The sequence below is a fragment of the Amycolatopsis sp. NPDC102389 genome (assembly GCF_044765885.1).
Taxonomy (GTDB): Bacteria; Actinomycetota; Actinomycetes; order Mycobacteriales; family Pseudonocardiaceae; genus Amycolatopsis.
The window spans coordinates 1-13,859 of sequence record NZ_JBIWKX010000105.1 but is presented as its reverse complement, the minus strand read 5'-3'; the positions used below and the strand labels follow the sequence as shown (position 1 = coordinate 13,859).

General features: G+C 68.8%; 11 protein-coding genes. 6 read left to right on the top strand and 5 right to left on the bottom strand.

Annotated features, from left to right (window positions below; translation table 11 throughout):
- The first annotated feature begins 307 nt into the window (after positions 1-307).
- The 6 genes from ACIRGA_RS39875 (at position 308) to ACIRGA_RS39850 (ending at position 9,848) form a co-directional block, all read left to right on the top strand.
- Positions 308-3,280, top strand: coding sequence for a patatin-like protein (locus ACIRGA_RS39875; protein WP_400952342.1), 2,973 nt, complete (start codon positions 308-310; stop codon positions 3,278-3,280).
- A 223-nt stretch (positions 3,281-3,503) separates the two neighbouring features.
- Positions 3,504-3,995 (top strand): diaminobutyrate acetyltransferase, encoded by a 492-nt coding sequence (gene ectA, locus ACIRGA_RS39870; RefSeq protein ID WP_400952337.1) that lies wholly within the window; start codon positions 3,504-3,506, stop codon positions 3,993-3,995.
- Positions 3,996-4,034: 39 nt separating this feature from the next.
- Entirely contained in the window at positions 4,035-5,285 is a 1,251-nt protein-coding gene (ectB, locus tag ACIRGA_RS39865) for a diaminobutyrate--2-oxoglutarate transaminase (RefSeq protein ID WP_400952332.1), read from the top strand.
- A 44-nt stretch (positions 5,286-5,329) separates the two neighbouring features.
- Complete coding sequence (locus tag ACIRGA_RS39860; RefSeq protein WP_007033454.1) at positions 5,330-5,719, top strand: ectoine synthase; 390 nt, start codon at positions 5,330-5,332, stop codon at positions 5,717-5,719.
- Positions 5,720-5,743: 24 nt separating this feature from the next.
- Positions 5,744-6,643, top strand: a complete 900-nt coding sequence (thpD, locus tag ACIRGA_RS39855; protein WP_400952327.1) for an ectoine hydroxylase — start codon at positions 5,744-5,746, stop codon at positions 6,641-6,643.
- 415 nt (positions 6,644-7,058) lie between these two features.
- A complete protein-coding gene (locus tag ACIRGA_RS39850) occupies positions 7,059-9,848 on the top strand; it encodes a BTAD domain-containing putative transcriptional regulator (RefSeq protein ID WP_400952324.1) in 2,790 nt (929 codons plus the stop codon).
- A 221-nt stretch (positions 9,849-10,069) separates the two neighbouring features.
- On the opposite strand, the gene ACIRGA_RS39845 is transcribed toward ACIRGA_RS39850, so the two are convergent.
- The 5 genes from ACIRGA_RS39845 to ACIRGA_RS39825 all read right to left on the bottom strand — a co-directional run bounded on the left by ACIRGA_RS39845 (position 10,070) and on the right by ACIRGA_RS39825 (position 13,483).
- The gene (locus ACIRGA_RS39845; RefSeq protein WP_400952321.1) at positions 10,070-10,720 is read right to left on the bottom strand and encodes a DUF4190 domain-containing protein; all 651 of its coding nucleotides are present in this window, start codon (positions 10,718-10,720) and stop codon (positions 10,070-10,072) included.
- Positions 10,721-10,881: 161 nt separating this feature from the next.
- Complete coding sequence (locus ACIRGA_RS39840; RefSeq protein WP_400952317.1) at positions 10,882-11,766, bottom strand: hypothetical protein; 885 nt, start codon at positions 11,764-11,766, stop codon at positions 10,882-10,884.
- Positions 11,763-12,239 carry a DUF6932 family protein gene (locus ACIRGA_RS39835; protein ID WP_037335500.1) on the bottom strand — a complete coding sequence of 159 codons (477 nt, stop codon included), beginning with the start codon at positions 12,237-12,239 and terminating at the stop codon, positions 11,763-11,765. Before ACIRGA_RS39835 ends, ACIRGA_RS39840 begins: the two co-directional genes overlap by 4 nt.
- Before the next feature lie 91 nt (positions 12,240-12,330).
- On the bottom strand, positions 12,331-12,762 hold the full coding sequence (locus tag ACIRGA_RS39830) for a hypothetical protein (RefSeq protein WP_400952311.1): 432 nt from the start codon (positions 12,760-12,762) through the stop codon (positions 12,331-12,333).
- Positions 12,763-12,769: 7 nt separating this feature from the next.
- Entirely contained in the window at positions 12,770-13,483 is a 714-nt protein-coding gene (locus ACIRGA_RS39825; RefSeq protein ID WP_400952306.1) for an OmpA family protein, read from the bottom strand.
- Positions 13,484-13,859: the final 376 nt, after the last annotated feature.

Sequence of the window (13,859 nt, the reverse complement as noted above, 5' to 3'; positions counted from 1 at the left end):
GCGAACGCTGAGAAAGCCGCCGCGCGTCCGTCACCCGCACCTTCGAAGCCACACCACGATCATGACATATTTGCCTTACGTGTCAATAACCCGAAACGCCACTCACGACCACCGGTACCGAAGGGTCTCGAAGGCCACATTGGGGACATCAAGCGCGGTCACGTATCCAGGCACGGTGACCGGGCACCTGATTGCGGGGGTGTGAAACCGCCCTTACGGGCGAACGAATTTCGGCACTAACGGTGGTACAGCGGTTCGCCCGTCCGGTCTAAGGTGCTCGGTGCACTGAGCCTTGGGGAGGGCGCACATGGCCGACGCGGGGAGCCCGTGGCCGCAGGAGATCCGGCTGGCGATGACCATGGTGGGCGGGGCGAGTCTCGCGGTCTGGATGGGCGGGGTCGCCACCGAGACCTCGCATCTGTTGCAGGCGTCGAGAACACCGGATTCGAAGAGCCCGTACCGGGTCCTGCTCGATCTGCTCAACGCCACCGTCTCGCTCGACGTGCTCACCGGCACGAGCGCGGGCGGCATCAACGCGGCATGTCTCGGGCTGGCCGAGGCGTTCCGGTCGAGTCCGCAGGTGCTGCGCGACACGTGGATCAGCACGGGATCGCTCGACAATCTGATCCGCGACCCCGGCGAGAAAGAGCCGCGTTCGCTGCTCGACGGCGACAAGGTGTTGCTCGGCGATCTGAAGGACGCGTTGCATCGGATCACCGACAAGGCGACGGTGAAACCCGACTGCCCCGACATCACCGTGCTGCTCACCGGCACGATGATCGACGGCGAGACGACCCGCTTCGACGACGCCCTCGGAAACCTGGTGCGGGACACCGAACATCGCCTGCTCTTCCGGTTCGACGCTCCTTTGTGGACGGACGATGTGGTCGGCCCGCTCGCGCTCGCGGCCCGGTCCACCGCGTCGTTCCCCGGCGCCTTCGAGCTTTCCCGGATGCCGATCGGCGAGAAGACCGGACCGCTGCATCCGGACATGACGAAGTACACCGACGTCACCCGCTCCCATTGGCTCACCGACGGCGGTGTCCTGCTCAACAAACCGTTGCGCCCGGCGCTGCGGGAGATCTTCGAACGGCAGTCGCATTCGGACGTCCGGCGGCTGCTGCTGTACGTGGTGCCGACGGCCGAACGCGAGGCCGAGCGGCTCGCGGTCGATCCCGAACGGCCGCCGCTGCTGGGCAGCGCGATGAGCAAGGTCGTCGGCACCGTGCTGAGCCAGACGATCAGCGCCGAGCTGGAAGACCTGACCAGGCACAACGACGCCGTCGTCCGGACCAGGGGGACCCGGGTCTCCCTGGCCGCGATGGGGGTCCGCGGTGGCCCGGACGCGTTGGTCGACCAGCGGCTGATGAACGACTACCGCGACCGCCGGGTGCAGGAGGACGCCACCGCGCTGGTCCGCGAGGCGACCCGCAGGCTCTCACTGTCCGATGTGGAGGATCAAGGCCGCCAGTGGGCGTCCGGTACGGCGGCGCAGCTGCGCGCGGCCGCGGCGGCCGGATTGCGTGACGGCCTGCCCGCCGAGCCGCCGAAGGACGCCTGCGAACTCGTGGACCTGGTCGCCTTCCGCACCACCGCGCTCGACGATTCGGTGGCCACCGGTCTCCAGCTGGTGAACGCGGGCTTCCGGCTCGATCCTTCGCCGGAGCAGGCCGTGCAGCTCAACCGTTGCCGGGTGCTGCTGCACGAAGCGCGCCACAAGGCGGCGCGCGGGAAACGGCTCGCGGGCTGGGTCACCGAACAGGGCCCGCCGCCCGCCGACGTCACGCTGGCGGCTTGGATCGAAGGCCTCGCCAAGGAATGGTCCGCGCTCGGCCGCTCGGACACGCTGAAGGAGGCGTGGCCGCTCGTCGTCGCCGCGCTCCGGCAGGCGACGCCGATCCTTTTGCCGCTGGCACAGGCGAAACCCGACACCGAAGCCGCCGACACGGTCAGCACGCTGCTGGCGTGGACAGGGCTCACGTCGGACGAAAAGAGCGCGGGCGATCCCGTCGTCACCTCCCGGCTGGTGCGCCTGCACATCGCGACCCGCGGGCTGCTCGCCCAGCCGCCGTCGGTCGACCAGCGGGTCGATCTCGTCCAGGTGAGCGCGGATTCGCGGACGCTGATGGACATGAAACGCCGCCGTTCCTGGGACAAGCTCACCGGGATGCAGGCCGACTACTTCGGCGCGTTCTACAAGGCGTCCTGGCGCGCGAACGACTGGATGTGGGGCCGGGTCGACGGCGCGGGCTGGCTGGTGCAGTGCCTGCTCGACCCGAAACGCCTGCGGCTGCTGCGCGACGTCGTCGGGCGGGAAGCGTTCCGTGCGCAGGTGCGGGACACGTTCAAGGCGGTCGGCTGGCGGCAGCCCGGCACGGAAGACGGGCTATCCCAAGAGGAAGCGGACGCCCTGCGCGCGCAATTGGCCGGGGAGCTGGCTTTCCTCGGTCTCGACGGCGAACTCGCCGACGTGGAAACCGAAGCCGCCCTGCCGATCAGTATGCCGGTGACGGCGATGGTGCTCGCCAGGGTCCGGCAGCTGGAGATCGCGCGCGAGGAGCTGCCGTGTGTCGGCCTCCACTGCGGGCACGACGCGAAAACGGCCAAGGGCAACGGAAAACCGTCGGAACGGTTCAGGAAACTCGTCGAGAACGAGCCGGAAACCGATGAACAGACCCAGCGCGCCTTCCAGGCGTGCCAGGTCTCCGGTGAACGGTTCGAACACGAACGCGGGACGATGCTCCTGACGAAGACGCTGGTCAAGGCCGGTGCCGCCGGGCTCAACGCGGCGGCGGGGGCGACGCGGGTGCCGAAGTCGGTCCAGCCGGCCGCGACCTTCGCCAGGGCCGCCGGGCGCAGCGCGTGGTGGATCACGCGGGGCGCCGCCACCTTGCCGTCGCCGTGGAACGTGCTGGCCGCGCTGATCACTGTGCTGGCGGGTTTCGTCCTCGGAGGACAGGGCGGCCCCGTCCTGCAGTGGGTCGGCGTGCCGGTCGCCGCGGGCGCCGTGGTGTTCCTGGTGGTCAGCCTGATGACGTTGCGCAAGACGTGGCGGATGGTGCTCACGGTGCTCGGCGTGCTGGTGGTGGCCGCCCTGCTGTTCGCCGCGTTCCTGCCACCGGTGCGCGACCCGCTGTTCGGCTGGCTCGGCGACGTCGTCGCGGGCTGGCGGCGCGGCGAGGCACCGGTCTGGTGGCTGGTGGTCTGCCTGCTGCTCGTGCTGCCCGCCATCTGGACGCCGCTCGGTTCACTCGCCGGTCGCAAGCGGCGTCGTGAATAGCGGAACCCGATGCCGAATCACGCCCTGACCGTGCGACGAAGCGGTAACGGTTGGTATCGTCACGTGCAGTGAGACCGCACCGAAGCGGCCTTACCCACAAGTGCTGCGCTTCAAACGTTACCGTTACCTTTATCACGTGTGTTTCGAGGTTGTTGCAGGTAGCCGCGTTGCTGCCGTCGCGCTGATCTGACCGCGCCCGAATCCTCCGGTACGTTTCTTGGACATGTCCGGAAAGCACTTGATCGAAACTCCGACCAAGGCAGACGGTGCCGCGCTCTGGAGAATCGCCCGCGATTCGAAGAAGCTCGATCTCAACACGCCTTACGCCTATTTGCTGTGGTGCCACGATTTCGCCGACACCTCGGTCGTCGCGAAAGTCGACGGCACCCCGGTCGGGTTCGTGATCGGCTACCGCAAGCAGGACACCGGCTTCGTCTGGCAGGTCGCCGTCGACGCGTCCCAGCGGGGAAAAGGCCTGGCCGGAGCTCTGCTCGACGAGCTGTTCGACCGCCTGACCGCCCAGGGCGTGCGGTACCTCGAAACCACGATCACGCCGGACAACGAGGCTTCGATCCGGTTGTTCGCCTCGTTCGCCAAGCGGTGGGACGCCACCGTGGAACGCCAGGATCTGTTCTCCGCGGCGGATTTCCCGGCCGAGGAAGGAACGCATGAGCAGGAGGACCTGTATCGAATCGGTCCGCTCGGCAGTCAATAGAACGTAAATCCGGGGATCTCAGGGAGAAAGAAAAACGTGATGAGCATTTTCGAGGAACTCGAATCCGAAGTACGCAGTTACAGCCGTGGCTGGCCCGTGGTGTTCGACCGGGCCCAGGGGAGCTACCTGTACGACGAAGACGGCAAGGCCTATCTCGACTTCTTCGCGGGCGCCGGCGCGCTCAACTACGGGCACAACAACCCGGCGCTGAAGCGGGCGCTGATCGACTACATCGCCCGTGACGGCGTGACGCACGCGCTCGACATGTTCACCGTGGCGAAGCGGGACTTCCTCCAGACGTTCCAGGAGAAGATCCTCCGTCCGCGCGAGCTCGACTACAAGGTCGTCTTCCCCGGCCCCGGTGGCGCGAACGCCGTCGAGGCCGCGCTGAAGCTCGCCCGCAAGGTGACCGGCAAGGAATCGGTCATCAACTTCACCAACGCCTTCCACGGGATGACGCTGGGCGCCCTCTCGGTGACCGGTAACTCGATGAAGCGCGGCGGCGCGGGTGTCCCGCTCGTGCACGCCACCCCGATGCCGTACGACAACTACTTCGACGGCTCCATTCCCGACTTCCTCTACTTCGAGAAGCTGCTCGAAGACTCCGGCAGCGGCCTGAACGAGCCCGCCGCCGTGATCGTCGAGGGCGTGCAGGGCGAGGGCGGCATCAACGCGGCGCGCGTCGAGTGGCTCAAGGCGCTGGACGACCTGTGCAAGAAGCACGGCATCCTGCTGATCCTCGACGACGTCCAGATGGGCTGCGGCCGCACCGGCCCGTTCTTCAGCTTCGAGGACGCGGGCATCAAACCCGACATCGTCTGCCTCTCGAAGTCCATCGGCGGCTACGGCATCCCGATGGCGCTGACGCTGATCCGCCCGGACCTCGACGTCTGGGAGCCGGGTGAGCACAACGGCACCTTCCGCGGCATCAGCCCGGCGTTCGTCACCGCGACCGAGGCGCTGCGCGTCTACTGGAGCGACGACGAGCTGGAGAAGTCGACCAAGGCCAAGGGTGAGCGCGTCGCCGCCGCCTTCCAGGGCATCGTCGAGGCGTACCCGGACGCGAACCTGTTCGCGAAGGGCCGCGGCCTCGCCCGGGGCATCGAGTTCGCCAACGGCGACCTCGCGGGCAAGGTCTGCGCCGCCGCCTTCGAACGCGGGCTGCTGATGGAGACCTCCGGCCCCGACGGTGAGGTCATGAAGGTCCTCCCGCCGCTCACGCTGACGGACGACGAGCTCACGAAGGGCCTGGCGATCATCGACGAGGCCGTCGCCGCCGTCCTCAACTGACCCGAACCGACCGCCCTCAACCAGGAACGAGAAGGAGTTTTCCGTTGCTTGTCAGAACACTCGACGAGGTCACCGACACCGACGCCGACATCAAGACGCCGAACTGGCGCAGCAAGCGCATCGTGCTGGCCAAGGAGGGCGTCGGTTTCTCGGTGCACGAGACCACGTTGTACGCCGGGACGGTCAACGACTTCTGGTACGCGAACCACATCGAAGCGGTGTTCATCACCTCCGGTGAGGGCGAGCTCGAAAACACCGCGACCGGCGAGGTCTTCCAGCTGAAGCCGGGCACGTTGTACCTGCTCAACGACCACGACAAGCACCAGGTCCGGCCCAAGACCGAGATCAAATGCGTCTGCGTGTTCAACCCGCCCATCACCGGCCGTGAGGTCCACGACGAAAACGGCGTGTACCCGCTCGTCACCGAACCCTAGAAATCGCTCGAGGAGGCGACTGCATTGACGCTGACCGACACCCGAGTCGACGACAGTTACCCGACTCGCATCTCGGGTAAGCCCGAACACCTGCCCAGGACGCACCCCACCGTCTGGGGCACCGAGGCCGACGGTCCGTTGGACGCGGCCACGCTCGCCAACCACGAAACGCGTGGTTACACCGTCGTCGACCAGCTGCTGTCGCCCGGCGAGGTCCAGACCTACTGGCAGGAACTCGTCCGGATGTCGTCGGGGGACCACCGCGACGACGAGCGGGTCATCACCGAGGCCAAGACCGGTGAGGTCCGCTCCATCTTCGACGTCCACGAGACCAGCGAGCTGATCGCGGAACTCGTCCGCGACCCGCGCGTGCTCGACCGGGCGCGGCAGATCCTCGGCTCCGAGGTGTACATCCACCAGAGCCGCGTGAACTACATGCCCGGCTTCAAGGGCACCGGGTTCTACTGGCACTCGGACTTCGAGACCTGGCACGCCGAGGACGGCATGCCCGTGCCGCGCGCGGTCAGCTGCTCCATCGCGCTCACCGACAACTACCCGTTCAACGGCGGGCTGATGGTGATGCCGGGTTCGCAGCGGACCTTCGTGCAGTGCGCCGGGGAAACCCCGGAGGACAACTACAAGAGTTCGCTGAAAGAGCAGCGGGTCGGCGTCCCGAGCGAGGACGACATCACGCGGCTCGCCGCCGAATACGGAATCGACCAGTTCACCGGACAGGCCGGTTCCGCGCTCTGGTTCGATTCGAACGTCATGCACGGTTCTTCGAACAACATCACGCCGTACCCGAGGTCGAACATCTTCCTCGTGTTCAACAGCGTCGAGAACGCGCTGCGGGAGCCGTTCGCCGCGATCGAACCGCGTCCGGCCTTCATCGCCGGCCGCGACTCGACCCCGCTGACGCGCTGACGAAACCGCAGGTCGCGAAGGCCATGACGGGGCGCTTGTAGCCGTCGGTGTGCGCCCTGTTACGTTGTCGCCACGTGAGCGGGCCAGTGGGCTCGCTCACGTAGGTGTTGTCGACGACCGAACGGGTTCCTAGCTCGGGGTGAGCCCACCCGGACGGACGTGGACGCCGATGTCCGATGTGGGTCGCGCCCCCAGGCGGCCCAAGTCGGACATCCCCCGGCTCCGTGCCATCAGATCGGGACTGATGGCACGGAGCCTTTTTCGTGGTCCAGGCTCGGTCCGTGAAGGCCTCCTTACCTACGCTCAAAGTAGGGAAGGAGGCCTTCACGACCTGGAGTGTCCTGGTTGGCGGGCCCTTCGCGCGGTAGGTTGGCTACTCCGGTAAGGGGAGAGATCGGAGGGAGGGGGGTTCGTCATGGGCGAAAGCGGTTCCCCTGCCCGCTTCCAGCTCCTCGGTCCCGTGCGCCTCCTCGACGGCGATCGGCCGGTCCCCGTCGGCGGACCCGGCGTCCGCGGCCTGCTCGCGTTGCTGGCGCTGAAGGTCAACAAGGTCGTCGCGCTCGACGAGATCATCGACGCGCTCTGGGGCCACGATCCGCCCGCCACCGCCCGCACGATCGTCCACGGCAACGTTTCGCATCTGCGTCGCGTGCTGCGGGGCATCCAGGGCGACCATCCGCGCGGCGCCCGGATCCTCACCGCGCCGCCCGGCTACCAGCTCACGGTCGAGCCCGACCGGATCGACGTCCATCGCGCCCGGTCGCTGCTGGAGCGGGCTTCGGCGGAGGAGCCGGACAAGGCGTCCGAGCTGCTCGCGGAGGCCCTCGCGCTCTGGCAGGGGCCCGCGCTGGCCGGGGTGCCGGGTTCGGTCCGCGCCCCCGAACTGGAGGATCTGCGGCTCGCCGTCCACGGCGCCAGGGTCGACGCGGATCTCGAGCTCGGCAGGCACGCGGAACTGATCGTCGAGCTCAGCCCGCTGGTCCGGGCGAACCCGCTCGCCGAGCGCACGGCCGGTCAGCTGATGCGCGCGCTGTACCACGCCGGGCGCCGCGGCGACGCGCTCGAGCTCTATCGCACCGTGTCCCGGGCGACCCTGCGCACCCTCGGCGTCGAACCCGGCGCGGATCTGCGCTGGCTGCACGAACGCGTCCTCAACGACGATCTGCCGGTCAAGGTCGTCGCGGAGCCGAAGCCCGAGGCGGTGCCCGTCCAGCAGCTGCCGCCCGCGGTGCCGAACCTCGCCGGACGTGAGGCGGATCTGGCCTGGCTCGACGAACTCGCCGAGCGGGCCGAAGCGGGCGAGACCGCGGTCGGCGTGGTCACCGGCACCGCCGGGATCGGCAAGAGCAGCCTGGTGGTGTGGTGGGCGCATCGCGCGGCCCGCCGCTTCCCCGACGGCATCCTTTTCGCCTCACTGCGCGGTTTCGATCCGCATCATCCGCCGTTGGAGCCGGCGGACCTGCTCATCCAGTTCCTGCTCGGGCTCGGCGTCCCGGCCGAGGGCGTCCCGGAACAGGTCCACGAACGCGTCGCCCTCTACCGGTCGATGATCGCCGGCCGCCGCATGCTGGTGATCCTCGACAACGCCCGCTCCGCCGAGCAGGTCCGGCCGTTGCTGCCGCCCGGTTCGCGGTCGATGGCGTTGGTGACCAGCCGCTCCCGGCTCGACGGGCTGGCCGTGTCCAACGCCGCCAAACTGCAGGTGCTCGGCACGCTCGCGCCCGGTGACGCCGTCCGGTTGATCGAGGAGCTCGCCGGGCCCGCGGGCTACGACCTCAATCACGCGCTCGCCCGGCTCTGCGGTTATCTCCCGCTGGCGCTGCGGATCGCGGGCGCCCGGCTCGCCGCCAGCGCGCAGTGGTCCGCGCAGGATCTGGTCGACGAACTCGGCAACGAACGGACCAGGCTGGCCGCGCTCGACGTCGAAGGGCCGGACGACGGGGTCCGCGCGGCGTTCGACGTCTCGTTCCGCGGTCTGCCCGCCGAAGTCGCGAACACCTTCCTGCGGCTCGGTGTGGTCCAGTGCGTTTCGGCCGGTTCGCATCTGACGGCCGCGATCGGCGGGATCACCGTCGCCGAGGCACGGCGGCATCTGCGGGTGCTCGCCGCGCACAATCTGCTCGCCGAAACCGGCCGCGACTCCTTCGTCCCGCACGATCTGGTCCGGCTGTTCCTGCGTGAGCTGGCGGAGAACGAACTCGACGAGGCCGACCGGGAAGACGTCCTGTCGCGTTCCGTGCGGTTCTATCAGGCCGTCGCCGACCGGGCCCGGCGCAAGATGCTGCGGATCGTCGACCCGCTCGATTTCACCGGGGTGCTCAGCGACGCGCAGACGCCGCCGATCGGTTCCTTCGACGACGCGCAGGACTGGTTCACCGCGGAATGGGAGAACCTGCTCGAAGTCCTCGAAGCCGCGCGCGCCGGCGGCCGGCACGACGACGTCTGGCGGCTGGCCAGGGTCGCGCACACCTATCGCGCGGTGTACCCGTTGCTGGACGAGTGGACGCGGCTGGTCGAGATCGGGCTGGAGGCCGCCGAACGGTCCGGCGACGTCCTCGGCCGGTGCTGGATGCTGATCTCGCGGTGCGCCATCGCGCTCACCTTCGAGCTGCCGCAGGGCTGCCTCGCCGACGCCGAACGCGCGCTGGAGCTCGCGAGCGCGATCGGCGACAACCGGCTGATGGTCTCGGCGAACATCCATCTCGGCTCCGCGCTGACCCTGCTGGGACGGTACGACGAAGCCATCAGGACGTTGCGGCAGGCGGTCGAGGAGACCGACCGGACCGGCGACCTCGAACTGCGCGGGCAGGCGCTCAACAACTGCGCCGAGGCCGAAAAGCGGGCCGGGCGGTTCATCGAGGCGATCGGGCACCAGGTCGCCTCGCTGGAGATCGACCGGACCCTCGGCGACGACAGCTACGTCGTCGTCTCGCTGAACAATCTGGCCGAATTGAGCATGCGGATCGGCGAGCTCGCCGCGGCCGAGCGGTACGTCTGGGAGGCCGTGGACCTGACGATCAGCAGGCGGTTCGTCCTCCAGGAGGGCGTCCTGCGGCTGACCTTGGGCCGGGTGCTGCGGGCCGGGTCGGATGTGGACGGTGCCCGCGAGCAATTCGCGCTCGCGCTGAAGATCCTCGCGGACGCCAATCCGAAGCTCGCGGGATTGGTCCGTGCGGAACTCACGGACCTCGGCGAAAGTCCGTGAGTGATCCTTAGCGGATTCTTAGTGGCCTCGCCGCGCACGCGCGTAGGGTCCGATTCAGCGTCGATCGAGCCCTAGGGGAGGGGCATGCGGTAGGGATCGGCGCTCGGGCGGGCCCGGTTTCCGGGCCGGTCTGAAGAGCCGCCAGGAGCGGCTCGTGGCGGTCCGGCCGGTGGAGGTGGGGGCGATACCGGCCGGCCGCCAGGCGGGTGGGCTGGCAGGGGTCAGCCGGTGCCCGCCGTGCACAGGGCGATGGTCTGGCCCTTGTTCTCCGCCACCTTCTGGCCGTTGACGAAGATCGAGCAGGCGATCTGGTTGCTGACCGACGAGTTCCGGGTGTCCGCGGTGACGGTGAGCAGGTAGTCGCCCGAGTTGTAGGACGCGGTGCCGCGCCATTCGTCGGTGCTGGCCGGGGTCGTCTCGGTCCGCTGGTCGTTGAGCGAGCCGAACCGGATGGTCGCGCCGCCCGAGGCGCTGACGACGAACTCGACCTTGTTCTTGTCGACGGCGACGGCGGGGATGTGCAGCCCGGACACGCCGGTGGCGAAGAAACTGGTGTAGACCAGTAACCCGCCCGCGGCCAGCAGGCCGGCGATGGAAAGCGCGAGCCCCGCGATCCCCATTCCCTTCTTGTCCGCTTCGCCCTTCTTGATTTTGGTCAAACCGATCACGGAAAGAATCATTCCGATCACGGCGAGCGGCCAGGCGGCGATCCCGGCGACCGGGACGAAGGCGACCCCGAGTGCCGCCACGCCGACCAGGAAACCTGCGATGACCAGGCCGTTCTTGGGCTTGCGGTGCCGTGTTCCGTGCGCGGCGAACCCCGGTCCGTAGCGGGTGGCAGGTGGGTGCGGGAGAGGTGGATCGGTCGGCATGCGTGCCCTTTCGGAGGCTTCCGTCCGAAGACGTTAACCCATCGTTCGGGGCAATGGCCGAAATTGTTACCTGCCGGAAAAAGTCATCATTCCACGATGATCAAGCGGTTATCGACATTTTCTGACGAGAATTGTGGCACCGCCGAATGTCGGAAACCCGATCACTGATCGAACAGACTGACTTCCGGGGTGATCTCCAGCAGTTCGTGCACCGGTCGGCCGCGACGGCCGTCGATGGTCGTGGTGCGCACGACGCGCAGCCGCGCGGTCACCGGCCGGTCCAGGTTCTCCTTGATCTCGTCGAGCAGATCCGGCGCGACCGCGCCCTGGATCGTGCCGCCCGATTCGCGTTCGAGATAGAAGATCCGGCGCCGGGTGCGGACGCCGTCCAGCCTGCCGCTGACCGTCTCGTAGCCGACGGCCTCGCGTGACTCGCGCAGGCTCCCGGACAGGACCCTCGCCTGCTCGGTGGTCATGCTGCGGGTCAGCTCGTCGCCCGCCGTCGGCGTCAGCGCCATGCCGATCCCGGCGTGTTTGCTGACCGCGTTGACGATGTCGCTGACCGCGTTGCGCACGGTGTCGCGCTGCAGCAGCACCGCGTCCAGCGCGCCGTCGTCGGAGCCGTTGGCGGGCAGGAAATCGCACAGTTCCTTGACCGCGCGTTCGGACAGCGACTCGATCCCGTCGTGGATGAGCGCGTCGTCGAGCGCCGGTTCGGGGAAGCCGAAGAAGATCGCGTTGCCCGCCTGGCCGCGCTGGATCAGCGGGGCCTTCTCCCGGTCCGCGGGCTGGACGAAGGTCACCTCGCCCGACGGGTTGCGGATGATGTGCCCGATCTTCGCCGTCGCGTCCTGCAACGCGCGGCTGATGTCGGAGAAGGTGTACGCGTCCAGATGCGACTCGCCGAGCACGGACACGCGAAGCAGCGGCGAGCGCGACGTCCGCTCGAACTTCGCGTACGCGGCCATCGCCGACGCGCGGGCGAGGTCGTCGAGCCAGGTGCCGCCGGGGATCTCGTCGGCGATACGCCGGAATTCGTTCCTCACCAGATCACTTCCGGAATTCCCCTGCCACCCGATGCCCACACTTCCTCCCAGATCTCCTCGTCGCCGGGGCGGCAGAGGAAACCGTCGAGCATGCCGCCGACGGGCTGGACCTGGTCGAGATACATCGCGGGCTGGCCGACGATGACCCCGCGCAAGGTCAGCAGCCCGTACAGCGCCGAGCGGCCCGCGTCGTCGAGCCGTTTGAGCGCGCCCCATTCGTCGGGGATCAGCACCACGTCGAGCCCGAGCGGCGCGTGCGGGGTCCTGGCGGTCAGATCGCCGCCGATCCACGCGCGGCCGGTGGGCATGATCCGCCGGGCGACGCCCAGGTAACTGTTCAGCGCGCTGAACAGGATTTCACGGTCGTTCTGGTGGGGTGCGTCGAAGACCAGCCGCTCGTAGACATCGGCCAGATCGGCGGGATGGCGGCCAGGAGGCAGCAGGTTGTGCGGCGTCCAATAGGGGAGCGCCAATCGGAGCCTCCTTCGTGTGCCGGAGCTCCCGATCGAAGAAACGTACCCGGCGTCCCGCTCACAGTGCGTAGCCGAATTTACCAGGCGAGTGTCAGCCGCCCTGCCCCGGCCGGTGCTCCGGCCGTCCGGCGGGCGGCCAGTCCTCGTCGCTCGGCCAGACCGGTTCGGGTTCGTGCCCACCCTCGCCGTTGCGGGCGGCCGGTTCGGGCTGCTCCGGTCGGTAGCCGAGGACCGAATCCGGCGTCAGCTGACCCTGGCGGTGACCTTCCGCCTCCTGGTCGTACGGCTCGTCGTCGTCCTGGACCCGCGCGGGCGGGAGGAACTGCGTCCGTTCGGTGGAGAGCAGTTCGGGCACCGGCTCCGGCTCCGGCTCGGGCGCGACGGCGCCCACCGGCTCGGGGGCCGCCGGTTCCGCGGCCGGCCGCTCACGTCGTTCGCCGCGCATCAGCAGCCAGGTGACACCGCAGCCGAGGGCGAACGAGATGAGCAGCCAGAGCCAGATCTGCCCGAAGAGCCAGAGCATCAGGCCATCACCTCTGTTCTGCCGTGATGTCGACGCGACGGCCCTCGCCGCTCGCGCCGTCGGAGTTCTTGCGCTGGGTGGAGTACGCCTGGTCGCGTTTGACCCCGTTGCGCTCCAGCAGCCGCTCCACCGCGAGCGCCCGGTTCAGCGCGAGTTTCCGGTCCGAACCGGTCGCGACCGACCCGGTGATCCGGAACCGCAGTTCGCGGGGCGCGTCCGTGAGCAGTTTCGCGATCTCCAGCGCGCCGCGTTCGCCGTCCGCGGTGAGTTCGGTGGTGTCCGGTTCGAACGTGATCGGCGTGGCCGCCAGCAGGCGGTCGATCTCGGCCTGGAACCCGGCCTTGTCCGTCGGCTTGGCCGAGGTCGGCGGAGGGCTGGGCGGCGGGCTCGGCGGAGGGGCCGAAGGCTCGCCGCTGGTCGTCACCGGGCCCGCGGGCGGGGCGGTGTCGCCGGAGATCTCGACCGTCCGGACGCCGTCGATCCGCTGGATGGCGTCCATCGCCTGCGCGGCCTTGTCGGGCGGGAAACCGGTGAGGCTCGCGTCGCGGCCGGAGAAGCTCACCTGACCGCCGGAGACGCCGACGTCGGCGAGCGCGTTCTTCGCGCGCGCGGCCAGCTCGGCCTCGATGTCGTCCGAGGCCGACCAGACGGTGATCGCCGTCAAGGCGAGCGTGACCAGCAGCGCTGTAGGCAGCAAGCGGCTCCAGCGTGTACCGGGCATAAAGGGACTGTAAGCCGCGTCCGTCTCGTTAGCGAACCGGCTTTCGGCACGTCCGGCCCGGTGCCCCGCGCTCTCCGCGAGGTGGCGCGCACCCGGTCTGGCCTGCGACGTCGACCGCGGTCCGGGAAAGGCCGCGGACCCCGCGCCGGTGCACCGGACGGTCGGTACATGACCCTTCTGGGTGACATCGATCGACGGCCAACCCGGTCCGTTGTGCCGTGAAGGCCTCCTTGAGGGACCCAGAGTCCCTCAAGGAGGCCTTCACGGACTTCAGGCGACCGAGGGCGCCGGAACGTGGTGGGCGAGTTGGTCGTGGGTGGGGGGTGGGGGGTTGTGGCCCACACACCCCCACCCCCACCCCACACCCAGCCCCGGC

Excerpts from the sequence above, each read along its gene's own strand:
- ACIRGA_RS39875 (WP_400952342.1), top strand. The coding sequence starts at position 308 with ATGGCCGACGCGGGGAGCCCGTGGCCGCAGGAGATCCGGCTGGCGATG.
- ectA (WP_400952337.1), top strand. The coding sequence starts at position 3,504 with ATGTCCGGAAAGCACTTGATCGAAACTCCGACCAAGGCAGACGGTGCC.
- ectB (WP_400952332.1), top strand. The coding sequence starts at position 4,035 with ATGAGCATTTTCGAGGAACTCGAATCCGAAGTACGCAGTTACAGCCGT.
- ACIRGA_RS39850 (WP_400952324.1), top strand. The coding sequence starts at position 7,059 with ATGGGCGAAAGCGGTTCCCCTGCCCGCTTCCAGCTCCTCGGTCCCGTG.
- ACIRGA_RS39845 (WP_400952321.1), bottom strand. The coding sequence starts at position 10,720 with ATGCCGACCGATCCACCTCTCCCGCACCCACCTGCCACCCGCTACGGA.
- ACIRGA_RS39830 (WP_400952311.1), bottom strand. The coding sequence starts at position 12,762 with ATGCTCTGGCTCTTCGGGCAGATCTGGCTCTGGCTGCTCATCTCGTTC.
- ACIRGA_RS39825 (WP_400952306.1), bottom strand. The coding sequence starts at position 13,483 with ATGCCCGGTACACGCTGGAGCCGCTTGCTGCCTACAGCGCTGCTGGTC.